Source organism: Xanthomonas sp. NCPPB 2632, assembly GCF_041228075.2.
Taxonomy (GTDB): Bacteria; Pseudomonadota; Gammaproteobacteria; order Xanthomonadales; family Rhodanobacteraceae; genus Luteibacter.
On record NZ_CM192979.1, the window covers coordinates 1,707,090 to 1,731,367 of the forward strand.

At 66.9% G+C, this 24,278-nt stretch carries 19 protein-coding genes; 9 read left to right on the forward strand and 10 right to left on the reverse strand.

The features are described from left to right. Positions 1-124: 124 nt before the first annotated feature. The 9 genes from pilH to AB8808_RS07860 form a co-directional block, all read right to left on the reverse strand. Positions 125-490, reverse strand: a complete 366-nt coding sequence (gene pilH, locus AB8808_RS07820; protein ID WP_354514046.1) for a twitching motility response regulator PilH — start codon at positions 488-490, stop codon at positions 125-127. Between the two features lie 203 nt (positions 491-693). Further along, complete coding sequence (locus tag AB8808_RS07825) at positions 694-1,296, reverse strand: LOG family protein (RefSeq protein ID WP_369928220.1); 603 nt, start codon at positions 1,294-1,296, stop codon at positions 694-696. Then, a complete protein-coding gene (locus AB8808_RS07830; RefSeq protein ID WP_369928222.1) occupies positions 1,289-1,483 on the reverse strand; it encodes a hypothetical protein in 195 nt (64 codons plus the stop codon). Before AB8808_RS07830 ends, AB8808_RS07825 begins: the two co-directional genes overlap by 8 nt. Before the next feature lie 88 nt (positions 1,484-1,571). Then, positions 1,572-2,999, reverse strand: a complete 1,428-nt coding sequence (lpdA, locus tag AB8808_RS07835; RefSeq protein WP_285402542.1) for a dihydrolipoyl dehydrogenase — start codon at positions 2,997-2,999, stop codon at positions 1,572-1,574. A 110-nt stretch (positions 3,000-3,109) separates the two neighbouring features. Next, the gene (gene odhB, locus AB8808_RS07840; protein ID WP_369928225.1) at positions 3,110-4,321 is read right to left on the reverse strand and encodes a 2-oxoglutarate dehydrogenase complex dihydrolipoyllysine-residue succinyltransferase; all 1,212 of its coding nucleotides are present in this window, start codon (positions 4,319-4,321) and stop codon (positions 3,110-3,112) included. Between the two features lie 7 nt (positions 4,322-4,328). After that, positions 4,329-7,181: a 2-oxoglutarate dehydrogenase E1 component gene (locus tag AB8808_RS07845; protein ID WP_369928227.1), complete on the reverse strand. Its 2,853-nt coding sequence runs from the start codon at positions 7,179-7,181 to the stop codon at positions 4,329-4,331. Positions 7,182-7,313: 132 nt separating this feature from the next. Further along, positions 7,314-7,808, reverse strand: coding sequence for a DUF7931 domain-containing protein (locus AB8808_RS07850; protein WP_369928229.1), 495 nt, complete (start codon positions 7,806-7,808; stop codon positions 7,314-7,316). After that, positions 7,805-9,007, reverse strand: coding sequence for a JmjC domain-containing protein (locus AB8808_RS07855; RefSeq protein ID WP_369928231.1), 1,203 nt, complete (start codon positions 9,005-9,007; stop codon positions 7,805-7,807). Before AB8808_RS07855 ends, AB8808_RS07850 begins: the two co-directional genes overlap by 4 nt. A 257-nt stretch (positions 9,008-9,264) precedes the next feature. Further along, positions 9,265-9,666 carry a hypothetical protein gene (locus tag AB8808_RS07860; protein ID WP_369928233.1) on the reverse strand — a complete coding sequence of 134 codons (402 nt, stop codon included), beginning with the start codon at positions 9,664-9,666 and terminating at the stop codon, positions 9,265-9,267. Between the two features lie 992 nt (positions 9,667-10,658). Between AB8808_RS07860 and AB8808_RS07865 the strand changes: the two genes are divergently transcribed. Further along, entirely contained in the window at positions 10,659-11,006 is a 348-nt protein-coding gene (locus AB8808_RS07865; protein WP_369928235.1) for a hypothetical protein, read from the forward strand. 55 nt (positions 11,007-11,061) lie between these two features. On the opposite strand, the gene purB is transcribed toward AB8808_RS07865, so the two are convergent. Then, entirely contained in the window at positions 11,062-12,429 is a 1,368-nt protein-coding gene (gene purB, locus AB8808_RS07870; RefSeq protein ID WP_369928236.1) for an adenylosuccinate lyase, read from the reverse strand. A gap of 103 nt (positions 12,430-12,532) precedes the next feature. On the opposite strand from purB, the gene AB8808_RS07875 reads away from it, so the two are divergent. The 8 genes from AB8808_RS07875 (at position 12,533) to AB8808_RS07910 (ending at position 24,109) form a co-directional block, all read left to right on the forward strand. After that, positions 12,533-13,933: a class II fumarate hydratase gene (locus tag AB8808_RS07875; RefSeq protein WP_369928238.1), complete on the forward strand. Its 1,401-nt coding sequence runs from the start codon at positions 12,533-12,535 to the stop codon at positions 13,931-13,933. A gap of 102 nt (positions 13,934-14,035) precedes the next feature. After that, on the forward strand, positions 14,036-14,764 hold the full coding sequence (locus tag AB8808_RS07880) for an HpcH/HpaI aldolase family protein (RefSeq protein WP_369928240.1): 729 nt from the start codon (positions 14,036-14,038) through the stop codon (positions 14,762-14,764). Positions 14,765-14,794: 30 nt separating this feature from the next. Continuing rightward, positions 14,795-16,921 (forward strand): TonB-dependent receptor family protein, encoded by a 2,127-nt coding sequence (locus tag AB8808_RS07885; protein WP_369928242.1) that lies wholly within the window; start codon positions 14,795-14,797, stop codon positions 16,919-16,921. 26 nt (positions 16,922-16,947) lie between these two features. After that, positions 16,948-18,159 (forward strand): ATP-grasp domain-containing protein, encoded by a 1,212-nt coding sequence (locus tag AB8808_RS07890; protein WP_369928244.1) that lies wholly within the window; start codon positions 16,948-16,950, stop codon positions 18,157-18,159. Then, complete coding sequence (locus AB8808_RS07895) at positions 18,156-19,970, forward strand: IucA/IucC family protein (RefSeq protein WP_369928246.1); 1,815 nt, start codon at positions 18,156-18,158, stop codon at positions 19,968-19,970. The genes AB8808_RS07890 and AB8808_RS07895 overlap by 4 nt, the downstream gene beginning before the upstream one ends. Next, the gene (locus AB8808_RS07900; RefSeq protein WP_369928248.1) at positions 19,967-21,175 is read left to right on the forward strand and encodes an MFS transporter; all 1,209 of its coding nucleotides are present in this window, start codon (positions 19,967-19,969) and stop codon (positions 21,173-21,175) included. The genes AB8808_RS07895 and AB8808_RS07900 overlap by 4 nt, the downstream gene beginning before the upstream one ends. Then, a complete protein-coding gene (locus tag AB8808_RS07905) occupies positions 21,153-22,931 on the forward strand; it encodes an IucA/IucC family protein (RefSeq protein ID WP_369928251.1) in 1,779 nt (592 codons plus the stop codon). The genes AB8808_RS07900 and AB8808_RS07905 overlap by 23 nt, the downstream gene beginning before the upstream one ends. Beyond that, positions 22,928-24,109 (forward strand): type III PLP-dependent enzyme, encoded by a 1,182-nt coding sequence (locus tag AB8808_RS07910; RefSeq protein ID WP_369928253.1) that lies wholly within the window; start codon positions 22,928-22,930, stop codon positions 24,107-24,109. Before AB8808_RS07905 ends, AB8808_RS07910 begins: the two co-directional genes overlap by 4 nt. The last annotated feature ends 169 nt before the right edge of the window (positions 24,110-24,278 follow it).

A 24,278-nucleotide genomic window follows, 5' to 3' on the forward strand; every position in this document is an offset into this window, starting at 1 on the left:
ATGTGCGCGAAAAGCCGACAAAGCGGTGATGAGGCAAGCCACGAAGGTTCGGCAAGCCCCATCGCGCACATCGTGCGCTCCTACAGACATCGTCCGTGCGACGGGACGTTGTCCGATCCGGCGTTCAGGCCGGCAGGTGTTCCTTCAGGGCGGCGATCAGTTCGTCTTCCTTGATGGGCTTGACCACGTAGGCCCTGGCGCCCTGGCGCAGGCCCCATACCTTGTCGGTGTCCTGGTCCTTGGTGGTGACCAGGATGATCGGGATGTGCTTGGTCGTCTCTTCCTTGCTGATGGTGCGCGTGGCCTGGAACCCGTTGAGGTTGGGCATGACGACGTCCATCAGGATGAGATCCGGGATCTCGCGCTTGGCGACCTCGACGCCCTGGGCGCCGTCCTCGGCGGTGATGGCCTCGTGGCCCAGCTTCTCGACGATGCGCTTGATTCCCAGCAGCTGCGACGGCGAATCGTCGACGATCAGGATGCGAGCCATTCACTTTCCCCCGGGCAACGCCCGATGTGTTTCCTTGGTGACCCCCGCCATCCGGGCGGGCGTCTTCGATAAGCCCACGTGACGATAATCCGTCACGTGTTGCGCCTCTGGCGATGGGCCATTCTACCGACCGATGCGCCCGTATCAATGGCCGGGCGGATTAAACCTGCCTCGACAGTGACTTAACGCGGCCGGTGCCGCCCTCAATCGCGCGTATCGACCGATGTGGCGGTGATCCATTTGGGCGTATAGCTGGATTCGTAGTGCTGCATCCAGTCGAACAGGGCGTCGATGTCGTTGCCGAACCACACCTGGTCGCGCTGGGTCAGCTTGACGAAGCCCTCGGCCACCATGTGGTCCATGCTCGCCGCCAGCCCCTTGTAGAAGCCGCGTACGTCCAGGAACGCGCAGGGGTAGCTGTGCAGCCCCAATTGCGCCCAGGTCAGCATCTCGAACATCTCGTCCATGGTGCCGAAACCGCCGGGCAGGGCGACGAAGGCGTCGGACAGTTCGTACATGCGCGTCTTGCGCTCGTGCATGGTTTCGACGACCTGTAGCTCGGACAGCCCGGTGTGGGCGACTTCCTTCTCGACCAGCTGCCGTGGGATCACGCCGATGACACGGCCGCCCGCCGCAAGGACGGCATCGGCGACCGTGCCCATCAGGCCGACCTTGCCGCCGCCGTAGACGAGCGCGATGTTTTCCTGCGCCATCCGTGTGCCGAAGGCTTTGGCGGCCTCGGTGTATTCCGGGTGCGAGCCACTGCTGGAACCGCAGTAGACGCAGAGGTATGTGATCTCACGCATGGTCGAAGTCTCCGATGTATTTGTAGGAGCGCACGCTGTGCGCGAACCGGTCTGGCGACGGCATGCGCGAACCGGTCTGGCGGCGGCGTGCACAAACCGGTCTGGTGTAGGAGCGCACGATGTGCGCGAACCAGTTTGGCGAGAGAGTGACAAGCCTTGCGACATCTCGCAAAAAGATGTCGCGCACAGCGTGCGCTCCTACAAAAACACCTGCCTGAAACGACGAAGCCCGCCCTTGCTTGGGGCAGGGGCGGGCTTCGGTGGTGCGGGCTAGGTCAGTTGCCCTTGTGGATGGCGCGCTTGTCGACCGAGAGGGCGGCTTCGTGCACCACTTCCGACAAGGCGGGGTGGGCATGGACGATGCGGGCCAGGTCTTCCGACGAGCCCTTGAACTCCATCGCCACGACGCACTCGTGGATCAGCTCGGAGACCACCGGGCCGACCATGTGCACGCCGAGGATGCGATCGGTTTCGGCGTGGGCGATCATTTTGACCTGGCCGATGCCCTCGTTCATTGCTACGGCGCGACCGTTGGCGGCGAAGGGGAAGGCGCCCGTCTTGTAGGGGATGCCTTCTTCCTTGAGCTGCTCTTCGGTCTTGCCGACCCAGGCGATTTCCGGCTCGGTATAGATGACCCAGGGCACGGTGTCGAGGTTGATGTGGCCCGGCTTGCCGGCGATCAGCTCGGCCACCATGACGCCTTCCTCGGAACCCTTGTGCGCGAGCATCGGGCCGCGCACGGCATCGCCGATGGCCCAGACGCCATCGACGCCGGTGTGGTTGTGCTCGTCGACCACGATGCGGCCACGCTCGTCCAGCTTGACGCCGGTGTCGTCGGCCAGCAGGCCGGCGGTGTAGGCGCGACGGCCGACGGCGACCAGCAGCTTGTCGACGACCAGCGTCTGTGCGGCGCCGTCCTTGTCGGTGTAGCCCAGGTGCACTTCGTCACCCTTGACCTCGGCGGAGGTGACCTTCGCATTGACCTTGATGTCCAGGCCCTGCTTGGCGAACTCGCGGGCGGCCATCTTGGCGATGTCCTGGTCGGCCACGGCGAGGAACTTCGGCAGGGCTTCCAGCACCGTGACCTCGGCGCCGAGGCGCTTCCACACGCTGCCCAGCTCCAGGCCGATCACACCGGCACCGATCACACCCATGCGCCTGGGCACCTCGGTGAGGTCGAGCGCGCCGGCGTTGTCGATGATGTGCTTGCCGTCGAACTTGGCGAACGGCAGCTCGATGGGCACCGAGCCCGAGGCGAGGATGACGTTGGTGGCCGAGATGGTCGACACCGTGCCGTCGTTGCCGGTGACTTCCACTTCGTTACCCTTCAGCAGCTTGCCCTTGCCGAAGAACGAGGTGACCTTGTTCGCCTTGAACAGCATGGTCACGCCGCCGGTGAACTGCTTGACGATCTTGTCCTTGCGGCCGATGAACGTGCCGATGTCGATCTTCGGGTTCTCGGCCGTGATGCCGTGATCCTTGAAGTTGTGCGTCAGGTTGTGGAACTGCTTGGACGAATCCAGCAGCGCCTTGGACGGGATGCAGCCCACGTTGAGGCAGGTGCCGCCCAGGGCCGCCTTGCCGTCCTTGCCGACGAACGCGTCGACCACGGCGGTCTTCAGGCCCAGCTGCGCGGCGCGGATCGCGGCCACGTAACCCGCGGGGCCCGCACCGATGACGATGACGTCGAACTTGTCGCTCATTGCTTTGCTCCGGATGAAACGGCGGAAGGGACTGCCGCCATATATGGGGTCGGAACATGAAAACGGGAGTCTTTCGACTCCCGCCTTCACGTGACTGAATCAACCGACCATCAGAGGCCGAGCAGCATCCGCTGCGGGTTTTCCAGCTGGTTCTTGATGTCCACGAGGAACAGCACGGCATCGCGGCCGTCGATGATCCGGTGGTCGTACGACAGGGCGATGTACATCATCGGGGCGGCGACTACCTGGCCGTTCTCGACGATCGGGCGCTCCTTGATGGTGTGCATGCCCAGGATGGCGCTCTGCGGCGGGTTGACGATCGGGGTGGACAGCAGCGAGCCGAAGGTGCCGCCGTTGGTGATCGTGAACGTGCCGCCCTGGAGGTCGTCCAGGCCGAGCTTGCCGTCACGCGCCTTCTTGGCGTAACCGATGATGCCCTTCTCGACATCCGCGAAGGACATGTCCTGCACGTCGCGCAGCACCGGCGTGACCAGGCCCTTCTCGGTGGACACGGCGATCGAGATGTCCTGGTAGCCGTGGTAGATGATGTCCGAGCCGTCCACCGAGGCGTTGATCACCGGATAGCGCTTGAGGGCTTCGGTGGCGGCCTTGACGAAGAAGCTCATGAAGCCCAGCTTCACGCCGTTGGCCTTCTCGAACTGCTCGCCCAGGGCCTTGCGCAGCTTGACCACCTCGGCCAGGTTCACTTCGTTGAACGAGGTGAGCATGGCGATGGAGTTCTTCGACTGCATCAGGCGCTCGGCGATGCGCGTGCGGATGCGGGTCATGGCCACGCGCTCTTCCGGACGCGAACCCGGGGTGGGCCTGGCGGCAGGCGCGGCGGCAGCGGCCGGGGCGGTGGCGCCACCCTTGCCGGCGTTGACCAGGTCTTCCTTGGTCACGCGGCCGTCGCGGCCGGTGCCGGCGACCTTGGACGGGTCGATGTTGTCTTCCACGGCGACACGACGGCCGGCGGGGGAGAGCTCGTCGACGCCCTTCGGGGCTTCCTTGGACTCCGCCTTCTCGGCCTTGGGTGCTTCAGCGGCGGCAGCGGCCGGAGCCGGGGCGGGCGCGGCAGCGGCGGCGCCTTCCTCGATCACGGCGATGACCTGGCTGCTGGTGACCGTCGAGCCTTCCTCGAACTTGATCTCCTTCAGCACGCCGTCGACGGGCGAGGGCACTTCGAGCACGACCTTGTCGGTTTCGAGATCCAGCAGGTTCTCGTCGCGCTTGACCGCATCACCGGCCTTCTTGTGCCAGGTGGCGATGAGCGCGTCGGAGACCGATTCCGGCAGGACCGGGACTTTGACTTCGATGGACATGCTTGCCTTACTCCGCTGCGTGATCGGTGCCGACAGGCGCCACGAGCGCCTGCTCGACAAGCGCCGTCTGTTCGGCAATATGGGTATTGAGGTGGCCGGCGGCCGGCGAGGGCGAGCGCGAGCGTCCGGCGTAGGACAGGCTCTGCTTCGGCCCGATGCAGGCTTGCAGGTGGTGACGGATCTGGAACCAGGCACCCTGGTTCATCGGTTCTTCCTGGCACCACACCACTTCCTTCACGGAGGGGTATTTTTCCAGTTCGGCCGTGACTTCCGGGCGCGGGAACGGATAGAGCTGCTCGACGCGGACGATGGCCACGTCGGTCAGTTCACGCTTCTGGGCGTCCTCGAGCAGGTCGTAGTAGACCTTGCCCGAGCACAGCACCATGCGCTGGACCTTCTTGGCCGGCAGTTCGCGGTGCTCGCCGATCACCAGCTGGAACTGGCCGCGGGCCAGTTCGTCCAGCGAGGACACGGCCAGCTTGTGGCGCAGCAGCGACTTGGGCGTCATCACGATCAGCGGCTTGCGCACCGGGCGCACCTGCTGGCGACGGATCATGTGGAACGCCTGCGCCGGCGTGGTCGGCACGCAGACCTGCATGTTGTCCAGGGCGCACAACTGGAGGAAACGCTCCAGGCGCGCGGAGGAATGCTCCGGACCCTGGCCCTCGTAGCCGTGCGGCAGGAACAGCGACAGGCCGCAGAAGCGATCCCACTTGGCTTCGCCGGAGCTGATGAACTGGTCGATGACGACCTGGGCGCCGTTGGCGAAGTCGCCGAACTGGCCTTCCCAGATGGTGAGCTGGTCGGGCGAGGTGGTGGCTTCGCCGTATTCGAAGGCCATGACGGCTTCTTCGGAGAGCAGCGAGTCGATGACGTCGACGCGGGCGTCGGCGCGGATCTTGGACAGAGGCAGGTAGACGTCGTCGCTCTTCTGGTCGTGCAGCACCGCGTGGCGGTGGAAGAACGTGCCGCGACCGGCGTCCTGGCCGACCACGCGCAGGTCGTTGCCTTCGGCGATCAGCGTGCCGTAGGCCAGGTTCTCGGCAAAGCCCCAGTCGCCCGGGATCTCGCCGGCGGCCATCTTGCGGCGGTCGTCGTAGATCTTGGCGACACGCGGGTGCAGCGTGACATCGGAGGGGATGTCCAGCAGCACGTCGAGCACTTTGCCCAGCTGCTCGCGCGGCACGCCGGTGTCCACGGACATCGACAGCTTGTTGTTCTGGAAGCGGCTCCAGTCCACCGGGATGTCCCGGGTAGGGTTCGGATTGATCGCGATCAGCGGCTCGCCCTTTTCCAGGCGCGCGCGGTAATCGTCGAGCATCTTCTGGCCGTCGTCCGCGCCGATGGTGGAGGCGGCGACCAGCGACTGCGCGTAGAGATCGCGCGTGGTCGGTCGCTTGCGGATGACCTGGTACATCAGCGGCTGGGTGGCCGCCGGCTCGTCGGCCTCGTTGTGGCCGTGACGGCGGTAGCAGACGAGGTCGATCACCACGTCCTTCTTGAACTGCTTGCGGAACTGGTAGGCCAGGCGGGTGACCTGGATCACGGCTTCCGGGTCGTCGCCGTTCACGTGGAACACCGGCGCGTTGACCATCTTGGCCAGGTCGGTGCAGTACAGCGTGGAGCGGGCGTCTTCGCGCTTGGACGTGGTGAAGCCCACCTGGTTGTTGACCACCATGTGCAGCGTGCCGCCGATGGCGAAGCCACGGGCCTGCGACATCTGCAGGAGCTCCATGTTGACGCCCTGGCCGGCAAAGGCGGCGTCGCCGTGGATCAGCACGGCCAGCGACTTGTCGCGCGCGGTGTCGCGACGGCGCGACTGGCGGGCGTGCACGGAGCCGGCAACCACGGGGTTGACGATTTCCAGGTGCGACGGGTTGAACGCCAGGGCGACGTGGACGCCGCCGTTGGGCGTCTTGACGTCGGTGGAGAAGCCCATGTGGTACTTCACGTCACCCGTGTGGATGGCGCTATCGTCGTGCTCGAACTTGCCTTCGAACTCGTTGAAGAGCTGCGAGGGCGCCTTGCCGAGGATGTTGACCAGGACGTTCAGGCGGCCGCGGTGGGCCATGCCGATGATGACTTCCTTGACCCCGTTGTCGCCGGCGGCACGAACCACGTCGTCGACCATCGGGATCAGGCTGTCGCCACCTTCCAGCGAGAAGCGCTTCTGGCCGACGTACTTGGTGTGCAGGTAGCGTTCCAGGCCCTCGGCGGCGGTGAGCGCCTCCAGCACACGGACCTTCTCGGCCTTTTCCAGACCCGGCGAACCCGCGGCTTTCTCCAGCCGCGAGTAGATCCACGAGCGCTGCTCGTAGTCGGAGATGTACATGAACTCGGCGCCGACGGTGCCGGTATAGATCTGCTTGAGCTTCGCCAGCAGGTCGCGCAGCTTCATGCGCTGGCCGCCACCGGCGAAGGTGCCCGCGTCGAACTCGGTGTCCAGGTCGGCATCTAACAGGCCGTGGAAGGCCAGGCCGAGGTCCGGGGTGTCGATATCCGGGACGGTGAGGCCGAGCGGATCGAGCTGGGCGGCGATATGGCCGCGCGAGCGGTAGGCCGTCAGCAGGCGCAGGACGCCGGCCTGCTTCTGGGCATACGCGTTGTCGGCGGAGCCGGCGGCGGGCGCCGCGACCGCGCCACGGCGCTGTTTCTGCGCGGCCTCGATGCGGGCGATGACGGCGGAGTGGGCGACATCGCCGGCCTCGCGGCCCTTCAACGCCTTGAAATAGCCATCCCACTCGGCCGGCACGGAACCGGCATCGGCCAGCCAGGCCTCGTAGATCTGCTCTACGTAGTCGGCGTTGCCGCCGGCGAGCTGGGAGGATTCGGAAAACTCGCGGATCAGGTTTGCGCTCACGTCACCACCGGCACACACGAAAAAGACGGGTTGCCGCTGGGCGCAAGGGGGCGCGCCGCGGCATAAGAATCCGTTAAGTATAGCCCCGTGGCGCTACACGGCGCCAACCCGAATTCACGTAGGGGATGCCTTTCAGATCCCGAGTGGTCTTATCTGCCAGGCGGGCTCGGCCCGCTCCCAGACCTCGTCGAAATAGTCCATGAGACGAGAGGTCTCACCGGGTGCGTCGAGGTCGCCACGGGCTTCGAAGCGCCCGGCCACCGGCCGGAACAGGTAGCCACTTTTCGTATCGCAGATGAACGCCGATGCGTAGGCGAGGTGCACCTCGTCGAGCGGGACGCGGATCGACACCGCCGTGGGCAGGCGCTGGGCGAGGGCAACCAGCCGGTGACCGTCGCGGTGGGCCTGCTCCGCATCGTGGGTAAGGATACGGACCTGGGCCTGTCGGCCGCTGGTGGCGAGTCGGCGCAGTTCGGTGAGAATCGCCTCACTGTCCAGTTCGCCCACGGCCATCCTCGGCAGGTACAGCGCGGCACGGTAGCGCGCCTGGCTCAGCAGGCGCATCTGGGCGAGCTCGAGGCTGGCGCGATCGTCCGCGGCCAGCACCGTGTTCGCCGGTCCGTTCACCGGCGGCGACCCTTGCGGACGGCGAGGGCGCCCTCGTTGACCAGGGCCAGCAGCACTTCGCGTTCGGCCGGCGAGGGCGCGCGGTCGAGCCGGACGTCGCGCTCGGCGGCCAGCCGCTCGGCCAGTTCGGCCGGGCAGGCATAGGCGTTACCACTGACGAACAGCGTGGCGGTCTTCTTGCCGCCGACCCAGGCCAGCCGGGCGTACGGATGGCGAACCAGACCGGCGCCTGCGGCCAGCGCCTTGTCCAACGCCGCGGCGGTGGTCACCTTGGGCGGGGCGGCAGGCGACTGGGCGTTGCGGTAGCGGGTGATGAAGCGCCCGAACCAGTCGGCCAGCAGGTCACGGTCCAGCGCCCCGGCGAAGGGCAGCGCCTGGCGCAGCCGGTTGAGCGCGGCTGTGTCGATCTCGCCGATGCGCTTGACCGGGGCGAGGTCGGCATCGGTGTAGCGCAGTTCGTCGGGCATGCGCTCGGCGAGGAAGTCGGCCAGGTCGCCGGTGAGCTCCGCCTGCGAGGGCGCGCGCATGCCGACCGAGAGGGTCATGCAGTCGCCGAGGGCCACGCCGTCGTGCGGCACGCCGGGCGGCAGGTAAAGCATGTCGCCGGGCTCGAGCAGCCACTCGTGGGTGGGCAGGAAGTCCTTCAGCTGCTTCAGCTCCACGTCGGTGCGGAAGTCGAGCGGGGCGTCCGGGTCGTCGCTGATGGCCCAGTGGCGCTGGCCGATGCCCTGGATCAGGAACACGTCGTACTGGTCCACGTGCGCACCGACGCCGCCCCCGTCCTCGGCGTAGGAGACCATCACGTCGTCCACGCGCCAGCTGGGCAGGAAGGCGAAATGGTCGAGCAGGGCGGCGACATCGGCGTCCCACTTGTCGACGTCCTGGACGAGGAGCGTCCAGTCGCGCTTGGGCGTCTTGCTGAATTCGGCTTCTTCGAAGGGGCCGGTTTTCACCGTCCAGCGGTCGCGCTTCTCGTCGTGGACGATGAGGCGGGCGAGCACGCCCTCTTCGCAGGCGAGGCCGGCGAGGTCGTTGGGCTCGATGGGCGGCTGGAAGTTCTCGAAGGCGTTGCGGATGAGCAACGGGCGCTTCTGCCAGTAGTCGCGGAGGAAGTGCGCGGGGGTCATGCCCAGGGGATGGGTGGACGTGCCGCGGACTTCGATGGGGAGGGCTTTGCGGGTGGGGGTTTGGATGGCCATGGGGCGGGATTGTAGCGTGGCGTGCGGCGGGGGCGTGCGGCGGGGGCGTGCGGCGCGGCGCTTGGCCGGGCGCGTGGCGAGGGCGCGGCCGGGTCGGACCTTGGGGCCTTCGGCGCTGCCCTTCGGGGCGGGCCGTAGCCGTGATTTCGCTCGAAGCAGGGTGCGCGGCCCTCAGCTCAGGCGGCCCCAAGATCCGACCCGGCCGCGCCTGCGTACGGTGTCGGGGCTTGGGGGAAGCGCTTGGTTTGTCGCTGCGTTTAAGACGTTTTGGGTTGGGTGCTTGTTGGCTTGCCCAGCGTGGACTGGACCTGGTCGAATTCGCGCATGTAGGAGGCGCTTTCGCCGGCGCTCAGGAAGCCTTGGCTGGCGTGGTCGGCGCGGGCTTTCTTGACGACGAGGGTGACTTTGGTCGACAGGGCAGTGCTCTCGGGATGGGAGAGGTGGCCGGATTTTTCCGCGGTGGTGATTTGCGCGGAGAGTGATTCGGCTCTTGCGGTGAGGCGTTGGAGTAGGGCGTCTTTGGATGGTTCGCTCGCGGCTGCGGGCGCCTGAGTCATTGCGCCCGACGGCGCGGGCGAGGTTTGCGCCAGGACGGCGATGGGAGCGGCCACGGCCAGCAGGGAAGCAAGCGCGAGGGCGGTGTGGCGTTTGGCGGTCATCGACGGGCTCGCATTGGTGGGGTGCGAGTATTGTTCGGCGTGGTCGATGAACGGTCGATGTGGGCCATATCGACGCAAGGATTCGACAGGTTGCGATAAGTGGGTGTCAGGTTGTGAACTCTTCTTCCCGCTGCTTGGTCGCTTCTTCATCCGTTCCTGGCGGCGGGAAGTGGTACCAGGCTTCATGCGGCGATGCGCGCTTGCATGACAGGCAAGTGGTCATGGACCAGAAGTGACCGCACCCAGGACAGCAGCCGGCCGTCCAAAAAGTGTTCCACGATGTGCGGCAGCCCGAACCGGGCTCACCGGGTGCGCAAACCCATCGACTATCGGGCTTGGGTTCCCAGCTGCAAAGTGGGCAGTGAATGTGGGGCTCGTTACTCATCGAGAAATCACTCACGAGGGCGACGGGTCGCAAGAATAGGCGCGATGTTAGAGCTTGTCTGTAAGGGAACCCCTACAGGCATAGACGCGTCGAGAATCTTTCGCCGCAGTGAAACAACGCCTGTGATGCATCAGCGCATGACACGGACGATTCTGCCTGCATGCTGTACGCGGCAGGCTGGAGGAAGACATGGCGGAATCGTTCTCAAGACAACCCCCCAACCTTTTTGCTAGGTTGTCCCCGTTGCCTGCGGACCACTATCCACCCTCGCAGGCAACCATCGCTCGAATGCGGTGAGAAGCGCGGACCAGGGGTGTGACAGCACCACAAGGTCCGCTGACCCTAATCAACGAAAGAGGTTGACCATGGCTACGCCAAAGCTTAAGGCATTCTCACGCGCGCCGCTTCCCGGTGGCGCTTCCCTCAACGGTTACCGGGCTGTCTGCCGCATCCGCAGACACGGTTGAAGAACCGCGGCGCCTGCCGTTGTCCTGAGACGTTTCGTGCCGAGCACGCACGGCGCGCTGCCGCGTGTCCGACGGTCGACGGCTGACGCCGCATCCACTTCTGCAATCACGCCGCCCGGCGCCCGGTCACGGGCAGGCCGATGAGACTCATCGTGCGAGCGATGGTGGCACGTGCTTACCTATGGCGTGCCACGACTCGGCAATACGGCGGCATCAAGGAGAACACCATGGACGAATACGGACACATCGGTGAGGGCAGCATGGCGATCGCTGTCGATACCAGCGTCAATACGCTGCTCAATGACGCGCATGCATGGCTGCGTTACGCGGGCGGCGTCACCGGCTTGCTGGTCGAGTCGCTGGAAGACGATGACGTGTTGCACCGTCAACGCATGATGCTGGCGCTGGGTGCGGTAGGGACATTGGTTTCGATGGGCGTGCAATGCGTGGCGCACGCGCAGAAGAAGATGGAATGGGACAAGCTATAAAAAAACCCGGCTCAGGCGAGCCGGGTTTTCACGATCACGCAAATCGCGGGAAAACTCAGATCTCGCGAGCCAGCTTGTCCGCCAGGCCGATATATGTCGCAGGCGTCAACTCAGCCAGCGCCCGCTTCGCATCAGCGGGAAGATCCAGCCCATCGATGAAGGCGCGCATGGAATCCTTCGTGATGCCCTGGCCGCGGGTCAGCGCCTTGAGCTGTTCGTACGGCTCCGGCAGGCCGAAGCGACGCATCACCGTCTGCACGGCTTCGGCCAGCACTTCCCAGCTGGCGTCGAGGTCGGCGGCGACGCGCTCGGCGTTGACGTTGAGCTTGCCCAGGCCCTTGAGCAGCGACTCGATCGCGACCAGCGAATGGCCGTACGCGGTACCGAGGGCGCGCAGCACGGTGGAGTCGGTGAGGTCGCGCTGCCAGCGGCTGATCGGCAGCTTCTCGGCGAAGTGGCCGAGCAGGGCGTTGGCCAGGCCGAAGTTGCCTTCCGCGTTTTCGAAGTCGATCGGGTTGACCTTGTGCGGCATAGTGGAGGAACCCACTTCGCCGGCCTTCAGCGCCTGGCGGAAGTAGCCCAGCGAGATGTAGCCCCACACGTCGCGCGACAGGTCGATCAGGATGATGTTGATCCGGCGCAGCACATCGGCGAACTCGGCGATGCCGTCGTGCGGTTCGATCTGCGTGGTGTACGGGTTGAAGGTGAGGCCCAGGCCGTCGACGAACTGCGCGGCGAGCGCCGGCCAGTCCACGTCGGGATAGGCGATGACGTGGGCGTTGTAGTTGCCCACGGCGCCGTTGATCTTGCCGGGGATCTCGATGGCCACCAGCTGCTTGCGCTGGCGCTCCAGGCGCGCCACGACGTTGGCGATCTCCTTGCCCATGGTGCTGGGCGAGGCGGTCTGGCCGTGCGTGCGCGACAGCAGCGACAGGCCGGCGTGCTCGTGGGCGAGGGCGCGCAGGCGGGCGATCACCTGGTCCAGGGCGGGTAGCAGCACCGACTCGCGGGCGTCGCGCAGCATCAACGAGTAGGCGAGGTTGTTGATGTCTTCGCTGGTGCAGGCGAAATGCACGAATTCCTTGGCCTGGGCCAGGGCGGGATCGTTGCCGATCTTTTCCTTGATGAGGTATTCCACCGCCTTGACGTCGTGGTTGGTGGTGGCCTCGATCGCCTTGATCCGCTCGCCGTCTTCGATGGAGAAGCCGTCGGTGATGGCCAGCAGGCGGGTGACCGCCTCGGCGGGGAAGGCCGGCAGCTCGACGATGCCCGGGTGGGCGGCCAGGGCCAGCAGCCAGTGGATCTCCACGTGCACGCGACGATGCATCAGGCCGAATTCGCTGAAAATGGGGCGCAGCGGCTCCACCTTGGCGGCGTAACGGCCGTCCAGCGGCGAAAGGGCGGTGAGCGTGGCGTGGGACATGGAGGTGTTCCTGGGGCGTTTCGGTTAGTTCTTTAGTATACCGTTCGGGTAAAGCATTCGCGCACAGCGTGCGCTCCTACATGGCTTGATTGGAGGTTTTCTTATGACCCGGTTTCGTATTGAACGTGACAGCATGGGTGAGCTGAAGGTGCCCGCCAAGGCCCTTTATGGGGCGCAGACCCAGCGCGCCGTGGACAACTTCCCCATTTCGGGGCTGACCCTGCCGCGCCAGTTCATCCGTGCGTTGGGCCTCATCAAGTCGGCGGCGGCGGAGGCCAACGTCAAGCTGGGCCACCTGGACAAGGCGTCGGCCAAGGCCATCCGCGCGGCGGCGGAGCGGGTGGCGGCGGGCGAGGTGGACGAGCATTTCCCCATCGATGTTTTCCAGACCGGCTCGGGCACCAGTTCCAACATGAATGCCAACGAGGTGATCGCGCATCTGGCCGAGGCGGCGGGCAGCACGGTGCATCCCAACGACCACGTCAACGCGGGCCAGAGCTCCAATGACGTCATTCCCACCGCGATCCTGGTCAGCGCCACGCTCGCCACCAGCGAAACGCTGCTTCCGGCCCTGAAGCACCTGCGCAAGACCATCGACGGCCGGGCAAAGGAGCTGAAGAAGGTGGTGAAGACGGGGCGCACCCACCTCATGGATGCCATGCCGATCACCTTCGGCCAGGAGTTGTCCGGCTGGTCGGCGCAGATCGACGACGCGATCGAGCGGATCGGCGACACCCTGAAACGCACCCGGCGCCTGCCGCAGGGTGGCAGTGCGGTGGGCACCGGCATCAATGCCGACCCGAAGTTCGGTCCAGCGGTGGCGGCGGAGCTGTCGAAGCTGACCGGCGTGAAGTTCGAGTCCGCGGCCAACTACTTCGCCGGCATGGCGGCGCAGGATGCGCCGGTGGAATTGTCCGGCCAGTTGCGCACGCTGGCCGTGGCGGTGATGAAGATCGCCAACGACCTGCGCTGGATGAACTCCGGGCCGCTGGCCGGCCTGGGCGAGATCGAACTGCCCGCCTTGCAGCCGGGGTCGTCGATCATGCCGGGCAAGGTCAATCCGGTGATTCCCGAGGCCGCAGCCATGGTGGCGGCCCAGGTGATCGGTAACGACGCCACCATCGCCATCGCGGGTCAGTCGGGCAATTTCCAGCTCAACGTCATGCTGCCGGTGATCGCATACAACCTGCTGCAGTCGATCGAGATCCTGGCAAATGTCACCGTGCTGCTGGCGGACAAGGCCATCGCGGGCTTCAAGGTGAATGAGGACCACATCCGCGAAGCGCTGGACAAGAACCCGATCCTGGTCACCGCGCTCAATCCCGTCATCGGTTACGAGAAGGGCGCCGCGACCGCCAAGCAGGCGTACAAGGAAAAGCGCCCGATCATGGACGTGGCTCTGGAAACCACTGGCCTGTCGAAGGCGGAGCTTGCCAAACTGCTCGATCCCGCTGCGCTCACCAAGGGCGGTATCCACGGTGGCGGGGCAGGCGGTAGCGGTTGATTCGCAATTTTTTGTAGGCGGAGTGTGATCGGTTAGGCTTGTTATTGAGAACTATTCGCATTATCGTTCGCGTCGATCCTTTCCCCGGCTCGACAGGACGTTATGCAACGCCAGATCGGCATTCTCAATTCGCTTCCGTCACCGTTGCTCTGCGAGATGATCGGCAGGGCCGGTTACGACTTCGTCGTGCTGGACCTCGAGCATCAGCTGGTCTCCCCCGATCAGCTGATGCACGCCATCCGCGCCTGCGAGGTGGCGGGCTGTGAGCCGTGGGTCCGCGTACCCGAGGTCGATGCGAAGCTGATCGGCCGCGTGCTCGATGCCGGTGCGCGGGCCGTGGTGATCCCCCGCCTGGAAACCGCCGCACAGGCACGCGATGCCGTGGCTGCCGCACGTTTTCCGCCACTGGGCCGTCGTGGCATCACCGGCGGCCGCGTCACCGGCTTCGGTCGGGAATCGCTCGATGCCTATATCGAGCGCGCCAACCGCGATATCCGCATCGTGCCCATGATCGAGAGCACGGCGGGGGTGGAAGCCATCGACGAGATCCTGGACGTGCCCGGCGTGTCGCTGGTCATGGAAGGTGCGCTCGACCTGTCGCTGGATATGGGCCTGGGTCCCCAGCCGTTGCACGCTGACGTATGGGACGCCCTGTTGCACCTGGCGGCGCGTTGCACCGCGCACGACATCCCTTTCTGCGCCAACCCACGCACCACCGAGCAGCGTGCCTACTGGCTCGCGCACGGCGGGGCGTGGCTGCTTGCCGGTGAAGACCGTGGCCTGTTGCAGGCCGCGTTGCGCGCACGGGCCGGCGAACTGCGCGAACCGTAATCCCCCTTATCCATGTCAAGGAAACGTTCCATGAAGCACCGCCTCCGCCAGCGGCACATCGTTATCGCGCTGGGTCTTGCCGTGCTCGCGCAAGCCGTGTCGGCACAGGACGCCACGATCGCCTCCACCACGGCCACGCCGCAGGACAAGGCGCGCAAGCTCGATGCCGTGACGGTCACCGGCAGCGTGCTGGGCGCATCGCGGGCGGAGGACGTGAAGACGTATGCGGGCAGCCGTCAGGTGATCGATCGCGAGGCGCTGGCCACGGGTGCCAACCGCTCGCTGGACGATGCCTTGCAGCGCGTGCCGGGCGTGAAGATCTTCGACGAGACGGGCACCGGCGTGCTGCCGCAGATCGCGTTGCGCGGGCTGTATGAAAGCCGCAGCGGACGCGTGCAGGCGCTGCTGGACGGCATTCCGCTGTCGCTGGCGCCCTATGGGCAGACCAGCCTGTCGCTGTTTCCGGTCACGCTGAACCAGATCGACCGCATCGACATCGTGCGCGGCGGCGCGGCCGTGCAGTACGGCCCGAACAACGTGGGCGGCGTCATCAACTTCGTCAGCAAGCCCATTCCCGATACGTGGCGCACCACGGTCGGCGAGCGCATCACCGCGTATGGCCGCGGCCAGATGCTGCGCGACACCTCGGTGTCCACCGGCGGTTACCTCACGCCGAACTTCGGCATGCAGCTGGATGCCGATTACCTCAAGGGCGAATACTTCCGCGGGCACAGCGGTACGAACGTCAAGAACGTCCGCCTGCGTACCGAGTGGTGGATCAGTGACGACAAGCTGCTCAAGGCCGATGTGCAGCGTTACATCGCGCGCATGGACATGGCGGGGGCCTTGTCGGTCGCCGATTACCAGGACGATCCCCGCCAGGCCACGCGGCCGCTGGATCGTTTCCAGGGCAGCACCACGCGCGCGTCGCTGACCTACGAGCAGGACCTGGGCGCGTGGTGGCTGTTCGACACCTCCAAGTTCAGCTGGAGCAACTTCAGTTCCGACAGCGAGCGCAACTTCATCGTGGGCATGCGCCGTTCCTCCGCGCAGACCTGGCGTTCCGACCTGCCGCCGCAGTTGCTGCAGAGCGCGCCGCGCGGCTTCAAGGTGTACGGCACGCAACCGCAGTTCAGCCTGCATGTCGACGGGCCGGTGACCCAGCAATGGACGGTGGGCGCGCGTGCGGTGCACGAGGACATCGATTTCCTGGTCGGCAACACCGGCCTCGACAACGGCGTGTACACGCTGGTGCGTGACTGGCAGTTCCGCGACCGTGCCTGGGCGGCGTACGTCAGCGATGCGATCGGCTTTGCCGACGACCGACTGACCGTGACCCCTGGCGTGCGCTACGAGCACCTGGACGCCACCTATCGCAACCTCGCCAACGGCGTGAGCTTCGAAAACAACGTGCGCAATGCGTTGCCGGGCCTGACCGTGGGCTTCAAGGCCTCGGACGCGTGGTACGTGTACGCGGATGCGCAGCGCTCGCTGCGCGCGCCGCAGGTCACGCAGATCGTGTTCGGCGACAACCTGGATTCGGAGCTGGCCTGGAACTACGAGCTGGGCGCGCGTTTCCAGCCCACCGCGCGGACGGCCATCCACGCCGATCTGTATCGCATCGACTTCGACAAGCAGATCCAGCTCGACAACACCACGCGCACCTACGGCAACATCGGCAAGACCATCCACCAGGGCCTGGAGGCCGATGTCGCGTGGTCGCCTGAAGCCCTGGATGGGCTGAAGCTGACCGCCGGCTACGCCTACCTGGACGCCGAGCAACGCTCGGGCGCCTTCGAGGGCCTGCGCGTGCCGTACACCTCGCGCAACCAGGTGAACGTGGGCGCGTCGTACACGCGCGGTCATACCACCGTCGCGTTGTCGGGTTACTACTTCAGCAGCGCCTTCACGGATACCGCCAACACGCGGACCGAGAACGCCATCGCCTCGGTGGGTCGTTTGCCGGCCTACGCGGTGTGGAACGCGCAGTGGACGCAGACCCTCCTTACGCAGGGCACGTCGGTGCTCACCGGGTCGCTGGCGCTGAACAATCTTTTCGACAGGCAGTACTGGTACAGGGGAATCGATACCAGTCCGTGGGGTCGCCAGCCGGCCCCGGGTCGCAGTGTGACCCTCGGACTGGAGCTGGCTTTCTAACGCTCCACGTTGCAAGGAACTCCCCCATGGTGTCCTCCCCGCTCGTCATCCTCGCGCACATTGCGCATCCCGCCGTCCTCGACGGCTTCCTCCCCGCCGCGCATCGCCTCGGCCTGCGCGTGGTCATCGCCACGGACCGGCGGCTCGACCATCTCGAGCGCCTGAGCGCGACCGATACACCCGTGGAGGTCGTCGCCTGCGACGTCTTCAATCCGCTGGCGGTGATCGACGCCTTGCGTAACGAAGGTATCCGGCCAGCGGCGGTGTTCTCCAACAGCGATCACCTGCAGACCGCCACCGCGCTGGTGGCGGCGGAGTTCGGCGTGCCGTGCAAGGACTGGCGCGTGTGCTACGCGGCGAAGAACAAGGCCGCCATGCGCGAGCGGTTGCGCGAGCGCGGCTTGCCGTGTCCCTGGTTCCATATGCTGGCGCCGGGCGAACAGCCACCGGCGGACACGCCGTATCCGGTGATCGCGAAGCCACGCGAAGGGGTGGCCAGCCTGGACGTCCGCCTGTGTGCCTCTGCCGAGGATTTGCTGGCGTACCTGGAGGCTTTCCGCCGCCAGGGGCCGGAGCGTGCGGTGTTGCTGGAAGCCTTCATCGAGGGCCCGCTGTTCACGCTGGAGACCCTGGGCGACGGGCATCGCGTGCAGGCCATCGGTGGCTTCGACGTCACGTTGTCGCCGCCGCCTGATTTCATCGAGCGCGAGGCGCACTGGAACGGGCCGCATGGCGTGGCCTGCCGCGAGCAGGCACTGGCGCAGGTGATCGCCTTCGGCGTCGGCTTCGGGGTGTGCCACAGCGAGTTCGTCGCCACGCCGGACGGTCCCGTGCTGATCGAGATCAACTACCGCAGCATCGGTGACGGCCGGGAATTCATGCTCGATGCGTTGCAGCCGGGCGGCTGGTTCGAGCGGATACTGCGGCTGCACCTGGGTCGTCCGCTGGAAGATGCCGTGCCCAGCGAGCGCCGCGCGATGGTGCGCTATTACGTGGCAACGGAAGAGGGCACGCTGTCCGCCTCGCCGACCGATCGCGAGGAAGCGGGCGACGGTGCGCACGGGGTGTTCCGCGCCCTGCGCAAGACCGGCGACGAGATCCGCCTCACCCGTTCCAACAAGGACTACCTGGGTGCGCTGAGCCTGGTGGCCGACAACGACGACGACCTGGCACGCGCCTTGTCGCGTATCGAGTCCGGCCTCCGCTGGCACATCGCTCCGATGGAGTCGCACGGATGAGCGGCCTTGTGCACATGACGGACGAGGCGTACATCGTGCGCCGGATCATCGATACCTGCCTGCGCGAGGACGTGCGCGGTATCGCCAGTCGGGGCGCGTTCGCGCAACCGTCCGCAGCCATCCGCTCGCACTGGAGCGGCACGCCGCCCCAGGGGTGGTGGCGGATCGATCACCTGCCGGCCGGCGTGATCTGGTTGCCGGCGGCCCCGTGCGACGCGATGCAGGATGTGCGCGCCGAGGCGTCGCGCTGGTTGCGCGACGACGGCACGGGCGTGGTGGAAGAGGGTGGGGCGGCCTGCTGGCTGGCGCACCTGTCGGACGGGCTCGACGAGGAAACCGTGGCCCTGCACCGTGCGTATGCCGACGAGGCGGCCTGTGCCATTGCCCATCGCGGCCTGGCACGCGAGTCGTTCGAGCGCGATGCCGCGGTGCTGTCCCACGCGCTGGACCACCCGACGTGGGACGAACGCCTGCTGGCCTGCGATCGCCTGGCCAGCTTCCGCGATCATCCGTTCTATCCCACCGCGCGGGCCAAGTCCGGCTTCGACGGTGACGACCTGCGCCGTTACGCGCCGGAATACGATCCGTCGTTCGCCCTGCGCTGGCTGGCCGTGCCGGCCCCATGCGTGACGATGACCACGCCCCCACCGGCCTACTGGCCGTCCATGGCGGACGTGGGCCTGCCTTCCTCGCTGGACGCCACACACGCACTGCTGCCGGTCCATCCGCTCACCTGGTCGCGTATGGGCGAGGGCGGCGAGGGCGAGGGACTGGCCTTGCCGCAAGGGTCGCATCGCGCACCGCACGCGTGGTTGACCGTGCGGCCGACACTGTCCGTCCGCACCGTGGTGCCGGTCGATCATCCGCGCGAGCACCTCAAGCTGCCCCTGCTGATGCGGACGCTGGGGGCGCTCAACCTGCGCCTCATCAAGCCGTCCACGTTGTACGACGGGCACTGGTTCGAGCGGGTGCTGCGCCGCGTGGCCGAGGTGGACGACGCGCTGCGCGACCGTTACGTTCACGTGGACGAATCGCACGGCGGCCATGTGGACGAAGCGCGCCATCTGTCCTGGCTGGTGCGCCGCTACCCCGCCCTGGATGATGCGACCCTCGTCCCCGTCGCGGCGCTGTGCGCCACGCTGCCCGACGGGCGCGCCATGGCGATGCACCTGGCGGATCGCTGGTATGGCGGTGATGTCCTGGCCTGGTGGACGGCGTATGCCGGCTTGCTCTGCGACGTGCACCTGCGCCTGTGGCTGGTGCACGGCATCGCGCTGGAATCCAACCAGCAGAACGCCGTGCTGATCCACGAAGCGGGACATCCGCTCCGCCTGCTGATGAAGGACAACGATGCCGCGCGCGTCCTGTTGCCGCGCCTGCGCGGCACGCTGGACGATCTGGAGGCGTACGGGCCGCTGCGCGATGCGCGCATCGCCGTGGACGACGATGCGGCGCTCGCACGGATGTTCTGCACGATTACGCTGCAACTGTGCCTGGTCGCGGTGATCGAAGGGCTAGCGGAACAGCGCGCCGATCTTCGCGATGCGATGTATGCGGTGCTGCGCGACGCGCTGGAAAACACGCTGGGCGTGCTCTCGGCCGAGGGCCTCGATATCGCGCCGGCCCGCCGCCTGCTCGATGCGCCACACCTGCCGGTGAAGTACCTGCTCAGCGCGGGCAGTCTGCTCAGCAAGGCGGCCAGCGGCGCGGCGGACATCAACAAGTTCTACGGCGAGAGCGGGCCCAACTTCATGCGGGATGCGCGTGACGACAGGCCTGCCGGTGCGTTCGTCGCGCAGGTTGCGGGTTGATGCGCATCCTCGGGCCGGTGCTGTTCGCGCACTATCTCGCGGCATTCACGGCGCTGGGCATGCCGTTGTTCATGCCGCGGGTACTGGGTGTGCTGGCTCCCGGCGCGCCGACCTGGCTGGTGGGCACACTGTACGTCCTGCCCACGGTCTGCACCGCGCTGACCGCCACGGCATGGGGGCGCTGGGCGGATCGGCACGGCCGCCGGCTGTCCTTGCTGCGCGCGCAGGCGGGGCTGGCCGTCGGTTTCCTCATCGCCGGCTTTGCGCCCAACCTTCCGGTATTCGTCGCGGCGCTGGTCATCCAGGGCACCTTCGGTGGCTCGCTGGCCGCGGCCAACGCCTATCTGGCCACGCAGTCGAAGACCGGCGCGCTATCGCGCGCGCTGGACTGGACGCAGTATTCCGCACGGCTGGCCATGGTGACCGCGCCGATCCTGCTCGGCCTGGCCACGCGCACGGGGCTGACCCACGAGCTGTACGGCTATCTGGCCGTGCTGCCGTGCCTCGCGCTGCTGGTCACGTCGCGCCTGCCGCGCGATGTGCCACGCGTGGTGGCATCCACGAAGGCCGCTTCGTCTACGTCGCCCGTGCCAGCCACCACTCCCATGCATCATGCTGGGGACGTCTCGCCCACATCGATCCTCGCGGGCCTGCTGGCCATCCAGTTCCTGTTCTGCTTCGCGATGGTGGTCACGTTCCCGTATTTCCTGCCGTACAGCGAGCACCTGGGCGTGCGCGACGATGGCGTGGCGGGCTGGTTCTACAGCCTGCCGCACCTGGTCTACCTGGTCGCCATGCCCTGGCTGCGGCGGATGGGCACCTCGCCGTTGACCCTGCTGGCGGGGCTGGCCGTGCTCGCGCTGGCGTGCGTCGGGCATGCCGTGCTCACCGTGGACACCTGGCTGCCGGTCATGCGCCTGGCCTACGGCGCCGGCATGCTGCTTTCCTTCGTCGGACTCAACCGTGCCATGGCGGCGCAGTCGCACGAGCGCGGCGCGGGCACGTTGTTCGGCCGCTTCGACGCCACTGGCAAATGGGCTGGTGCGCTGGGTGGCGTGGTCGCCGGCTCGCTGGTGGCGCGCTACGGCCTGGCGATGCCCTTCGTGGCCGCCGCGATCACCGCCGGCGTGGCCTGCTTGCTCGCCGTCGCCGTCTATCTTCCCGCCACACGGAGAAACGTCCATGTCCCCCCACGTCATGCGTGACCAGTGGTACGACGCGCTGGCCCAGTCCCAGGCCATCGCCTGCTGGCTCAACTGCTACCTGCGCGAGTTCGCCTTGCCCGCGGGCGAGGTGGATATCGATACGTTCCATGCGGACGATCCCGTGGCGCTCGGCCACGCAGGCGGCCAATGCCTGCGCATCCGCTTTCCCGAAGCGGGTTACGCCATCGCCGTGCGCACGGGGCGCATGAGCCGGCTTGGTCGCTGCGACTATGTGTCGGCGCCGTACCTCAAGCGTCCCGGTGAGCCCTGGCGCTGTGCGGATGCCACCGGCCTGGTGCACTTCCTGCTCGAGCGCGTGGCACCCGCGGTCGGCTTCAACGCGGAGCTGCTGGCGCAGAGCGTCAACAGCGTGGACATCACGCGGCGCCTGCTGGCCCGTGGGCTGGACAAGGTGGTCAGCGGCGACAGCCTGCTGGATGCCGAGCAGGCCATGATCTGGGGCCATGCCATGCACCCCACGCCGAAAAGCCGCGAAGGCGTGCCGGTCGAGGACGTGCTGGCCTGTTCGCCCGAGGCGGGCACGCGGTTTCCGTTGTACTGGTTCCGTGTCCACGCGGACCTGCGCAAGCGTTACGGGATCGACGTGGACGCGACGCTGCTGCGCGCCGCGGGCGGCGAGGTGCTGTATCCCTGCCATCCCTGGGAGGTGGAGCGGGTGCTCGCCAACCCGGCGTTCCAGGCAGCACGTGCGCAGGGGCTGATCGAGCCGGTGGGCGAGCGTGGCCTGGCGTTGGGCCCGACCTCGTCGGTGCGCACGATGTACCACGCGGATCTCGACTACTTCCTCAAGCTGTCCATCCATGTCCGCCTGACCAACTGCGTGCGCAAGAACGCGTGGTACGAGCTGGAGAGCGCGGTGGCGCTGACGCGGCTGCTGGCGCCGGTGTGGGCCGACGTGCGGCGGCGAGTGCGCGGTTTCGACGTGCTCACCGAACCCGCCGCCACGACGCTGGATTTCAGCGCGGCCAGCGATAATGCCGACGCCGTGCGTGAACTGACCGAGAGCTTCGGCATGCTCTACCGCGACACGCTGGACGGCGCCACGCGCACGCGGTATCGCCCGGCCGTGGCGGGTGCGCTGTTCGCCACGGACCGTCACGGCGAGCGACCGTGCGAAGCCATGGTGCGCGAGCATGCCGAACGCGCCGGCCTGCACTACGCCGCGGCCGCCGTGCGCTGGTTCGACAGCTATGCCGCGCTGCTGCTCGATGGCGTGTGGCTGGCGTTCTTCGAGCAGGGCGTGGTGCTCGAACCCCACCTGCAGAACACGGTGCTCGGTTTCGAGAACGGCTTGCCCACGCGCGTCTGGGTACGTGACCTGGAAGGCACCAAGCTCAGCGACGATGCCTGGGCCGGTCCGCGGCTGGCGGACATGTCGCCGCGTGCCCGCGATTCGCTGCTCTACCCGCGTGACCTGGGCTGGAAACGCGTGGCCTATTGCGCGCTCATCAACAACCTCGGCGAGGCCATCTTCCATATCGCGTCCGGCGCGGGTGCCGGTGCCGCGTTCGAGCAGCTGGAGCAACGCCTGTGGCAGGTCGTTGGCGGTATCGCCCGCCGCTGGGGGCAGCGTTTCGGCGCGGAGTCGTTGCTGGACGCGCTGGTCGACGGCGCCGACCTGCCGAGCAAGAACAACCTGCGTACCCGCCTGTTCCGCCGCGCGGATCGCGAGTCGGACTACACCGCGCTGCCCAGCCCGCTCGTCGACCGCGCGATCCCGCGGGCCGCGGCATGAGCCTGGCGCCCGATCCGACCCGGGCCATCGAAGCCCTGCATCGGCTGCGCGCGGACACGGACCAGCCGGTGTGTGCCTACGTGTACGACCTGGAGGCGTTGCGTCGTCATGCCGAATGGATGATGTCGCTGTTGCCGGCGCGTTGCGAAGTGTTCTACGCGGCAAAGGCCAACGCCGAGCCGCCGGTGTTGCGGACGCTGCGTCCCGTCGTCCACGGTTTCGAGGCGGCCTCCGGCGGCGAACTGCGCTGGCTGCACGAGCACGAGCCCGGCAGTCGTTTGCTTTTCGGCGGCCCGGGCAAGCTGGACGACGAACTGGCGCTGGCCGTTTCGCTGCCCGACTGCGCCATCCACGTGGAGAGCGTGGGTGAGCTGACCCGTCTCGCGGCGATCGCCGAGCGGGCGGGGCGCCGCGTGCCGGTCTTCCTGCGGATGAATATCGCACTGCCCGCGCTGGGCAGCACGCGTTTGATGATGGGCGGCCGGCCTTCGCCGTTCGGGCTGGACGAGGACGCATTGCCCGATGCGTTGGCGTGCCTGCGGGCATCGCCGTGGCTGGCGTTGCAGGGCTTCCACTTCCACCTGATGTCCCACCAGCCCGATGTCGATACGCATCTGGCCCTGGTGGATGCCTGCCTGGCCGCGGTGGCGCGATGGAGGCAGGCCTACGGCGTGGAAACGACGGTGGTCAACGTCGGCGGTGGCTTCGGCGTGGACTATGCGGAGCCGTCGCGCTCGTTCGATTGGGCCCGCTTCTGCGCCGGCCTGGACGAGCGTCTTGCGCGGTATCCGGCGATGACACTGCGGTTCGAACCGGGGCGCTATGTCAGCGTGGCGTGCGGTTTCTATGCGATGGAAGTGCTGGATATCAAGCGCAACCACGGCCGCTGGTTCGCCATCGCACGCGGCGGCACCCACCACTTCCGCACGCCCGCGGCGCAGGGACACGACCATCCGTTCGTGACGGTGCGACGCGGCGGTGCGCCCGTGGTCGCCGACGAGGAGGTCACCCTCGTTGGCCAGCTGTGCACGCCCAAGGACGTGCTGGCCCGCGACCAGCGTCTCGCGTCGCTGGCCCCCGGCGACTGGCTGGTGTTCACGCTGGCCGGCGCATACGCCTGGAACATCTCGCACCAGCATTTCCTGATGCACCCCCCACCGACGATGCTCTTCGTGTAACCGCCTCGCCTCTGTGCGACCAACATGCCCTTCGTGTAGGAGCCCACGATGTGGGCGAACCCTCAGGCTAACGCCCAGCGAATGAAGCCACGCGCCGCATCCGTGCCAGCGTTTCCGTGTGTTGAACGAAGCGGCTTTTAAAGCGCCTTAAAGCGCCTTAAAGCCGCAT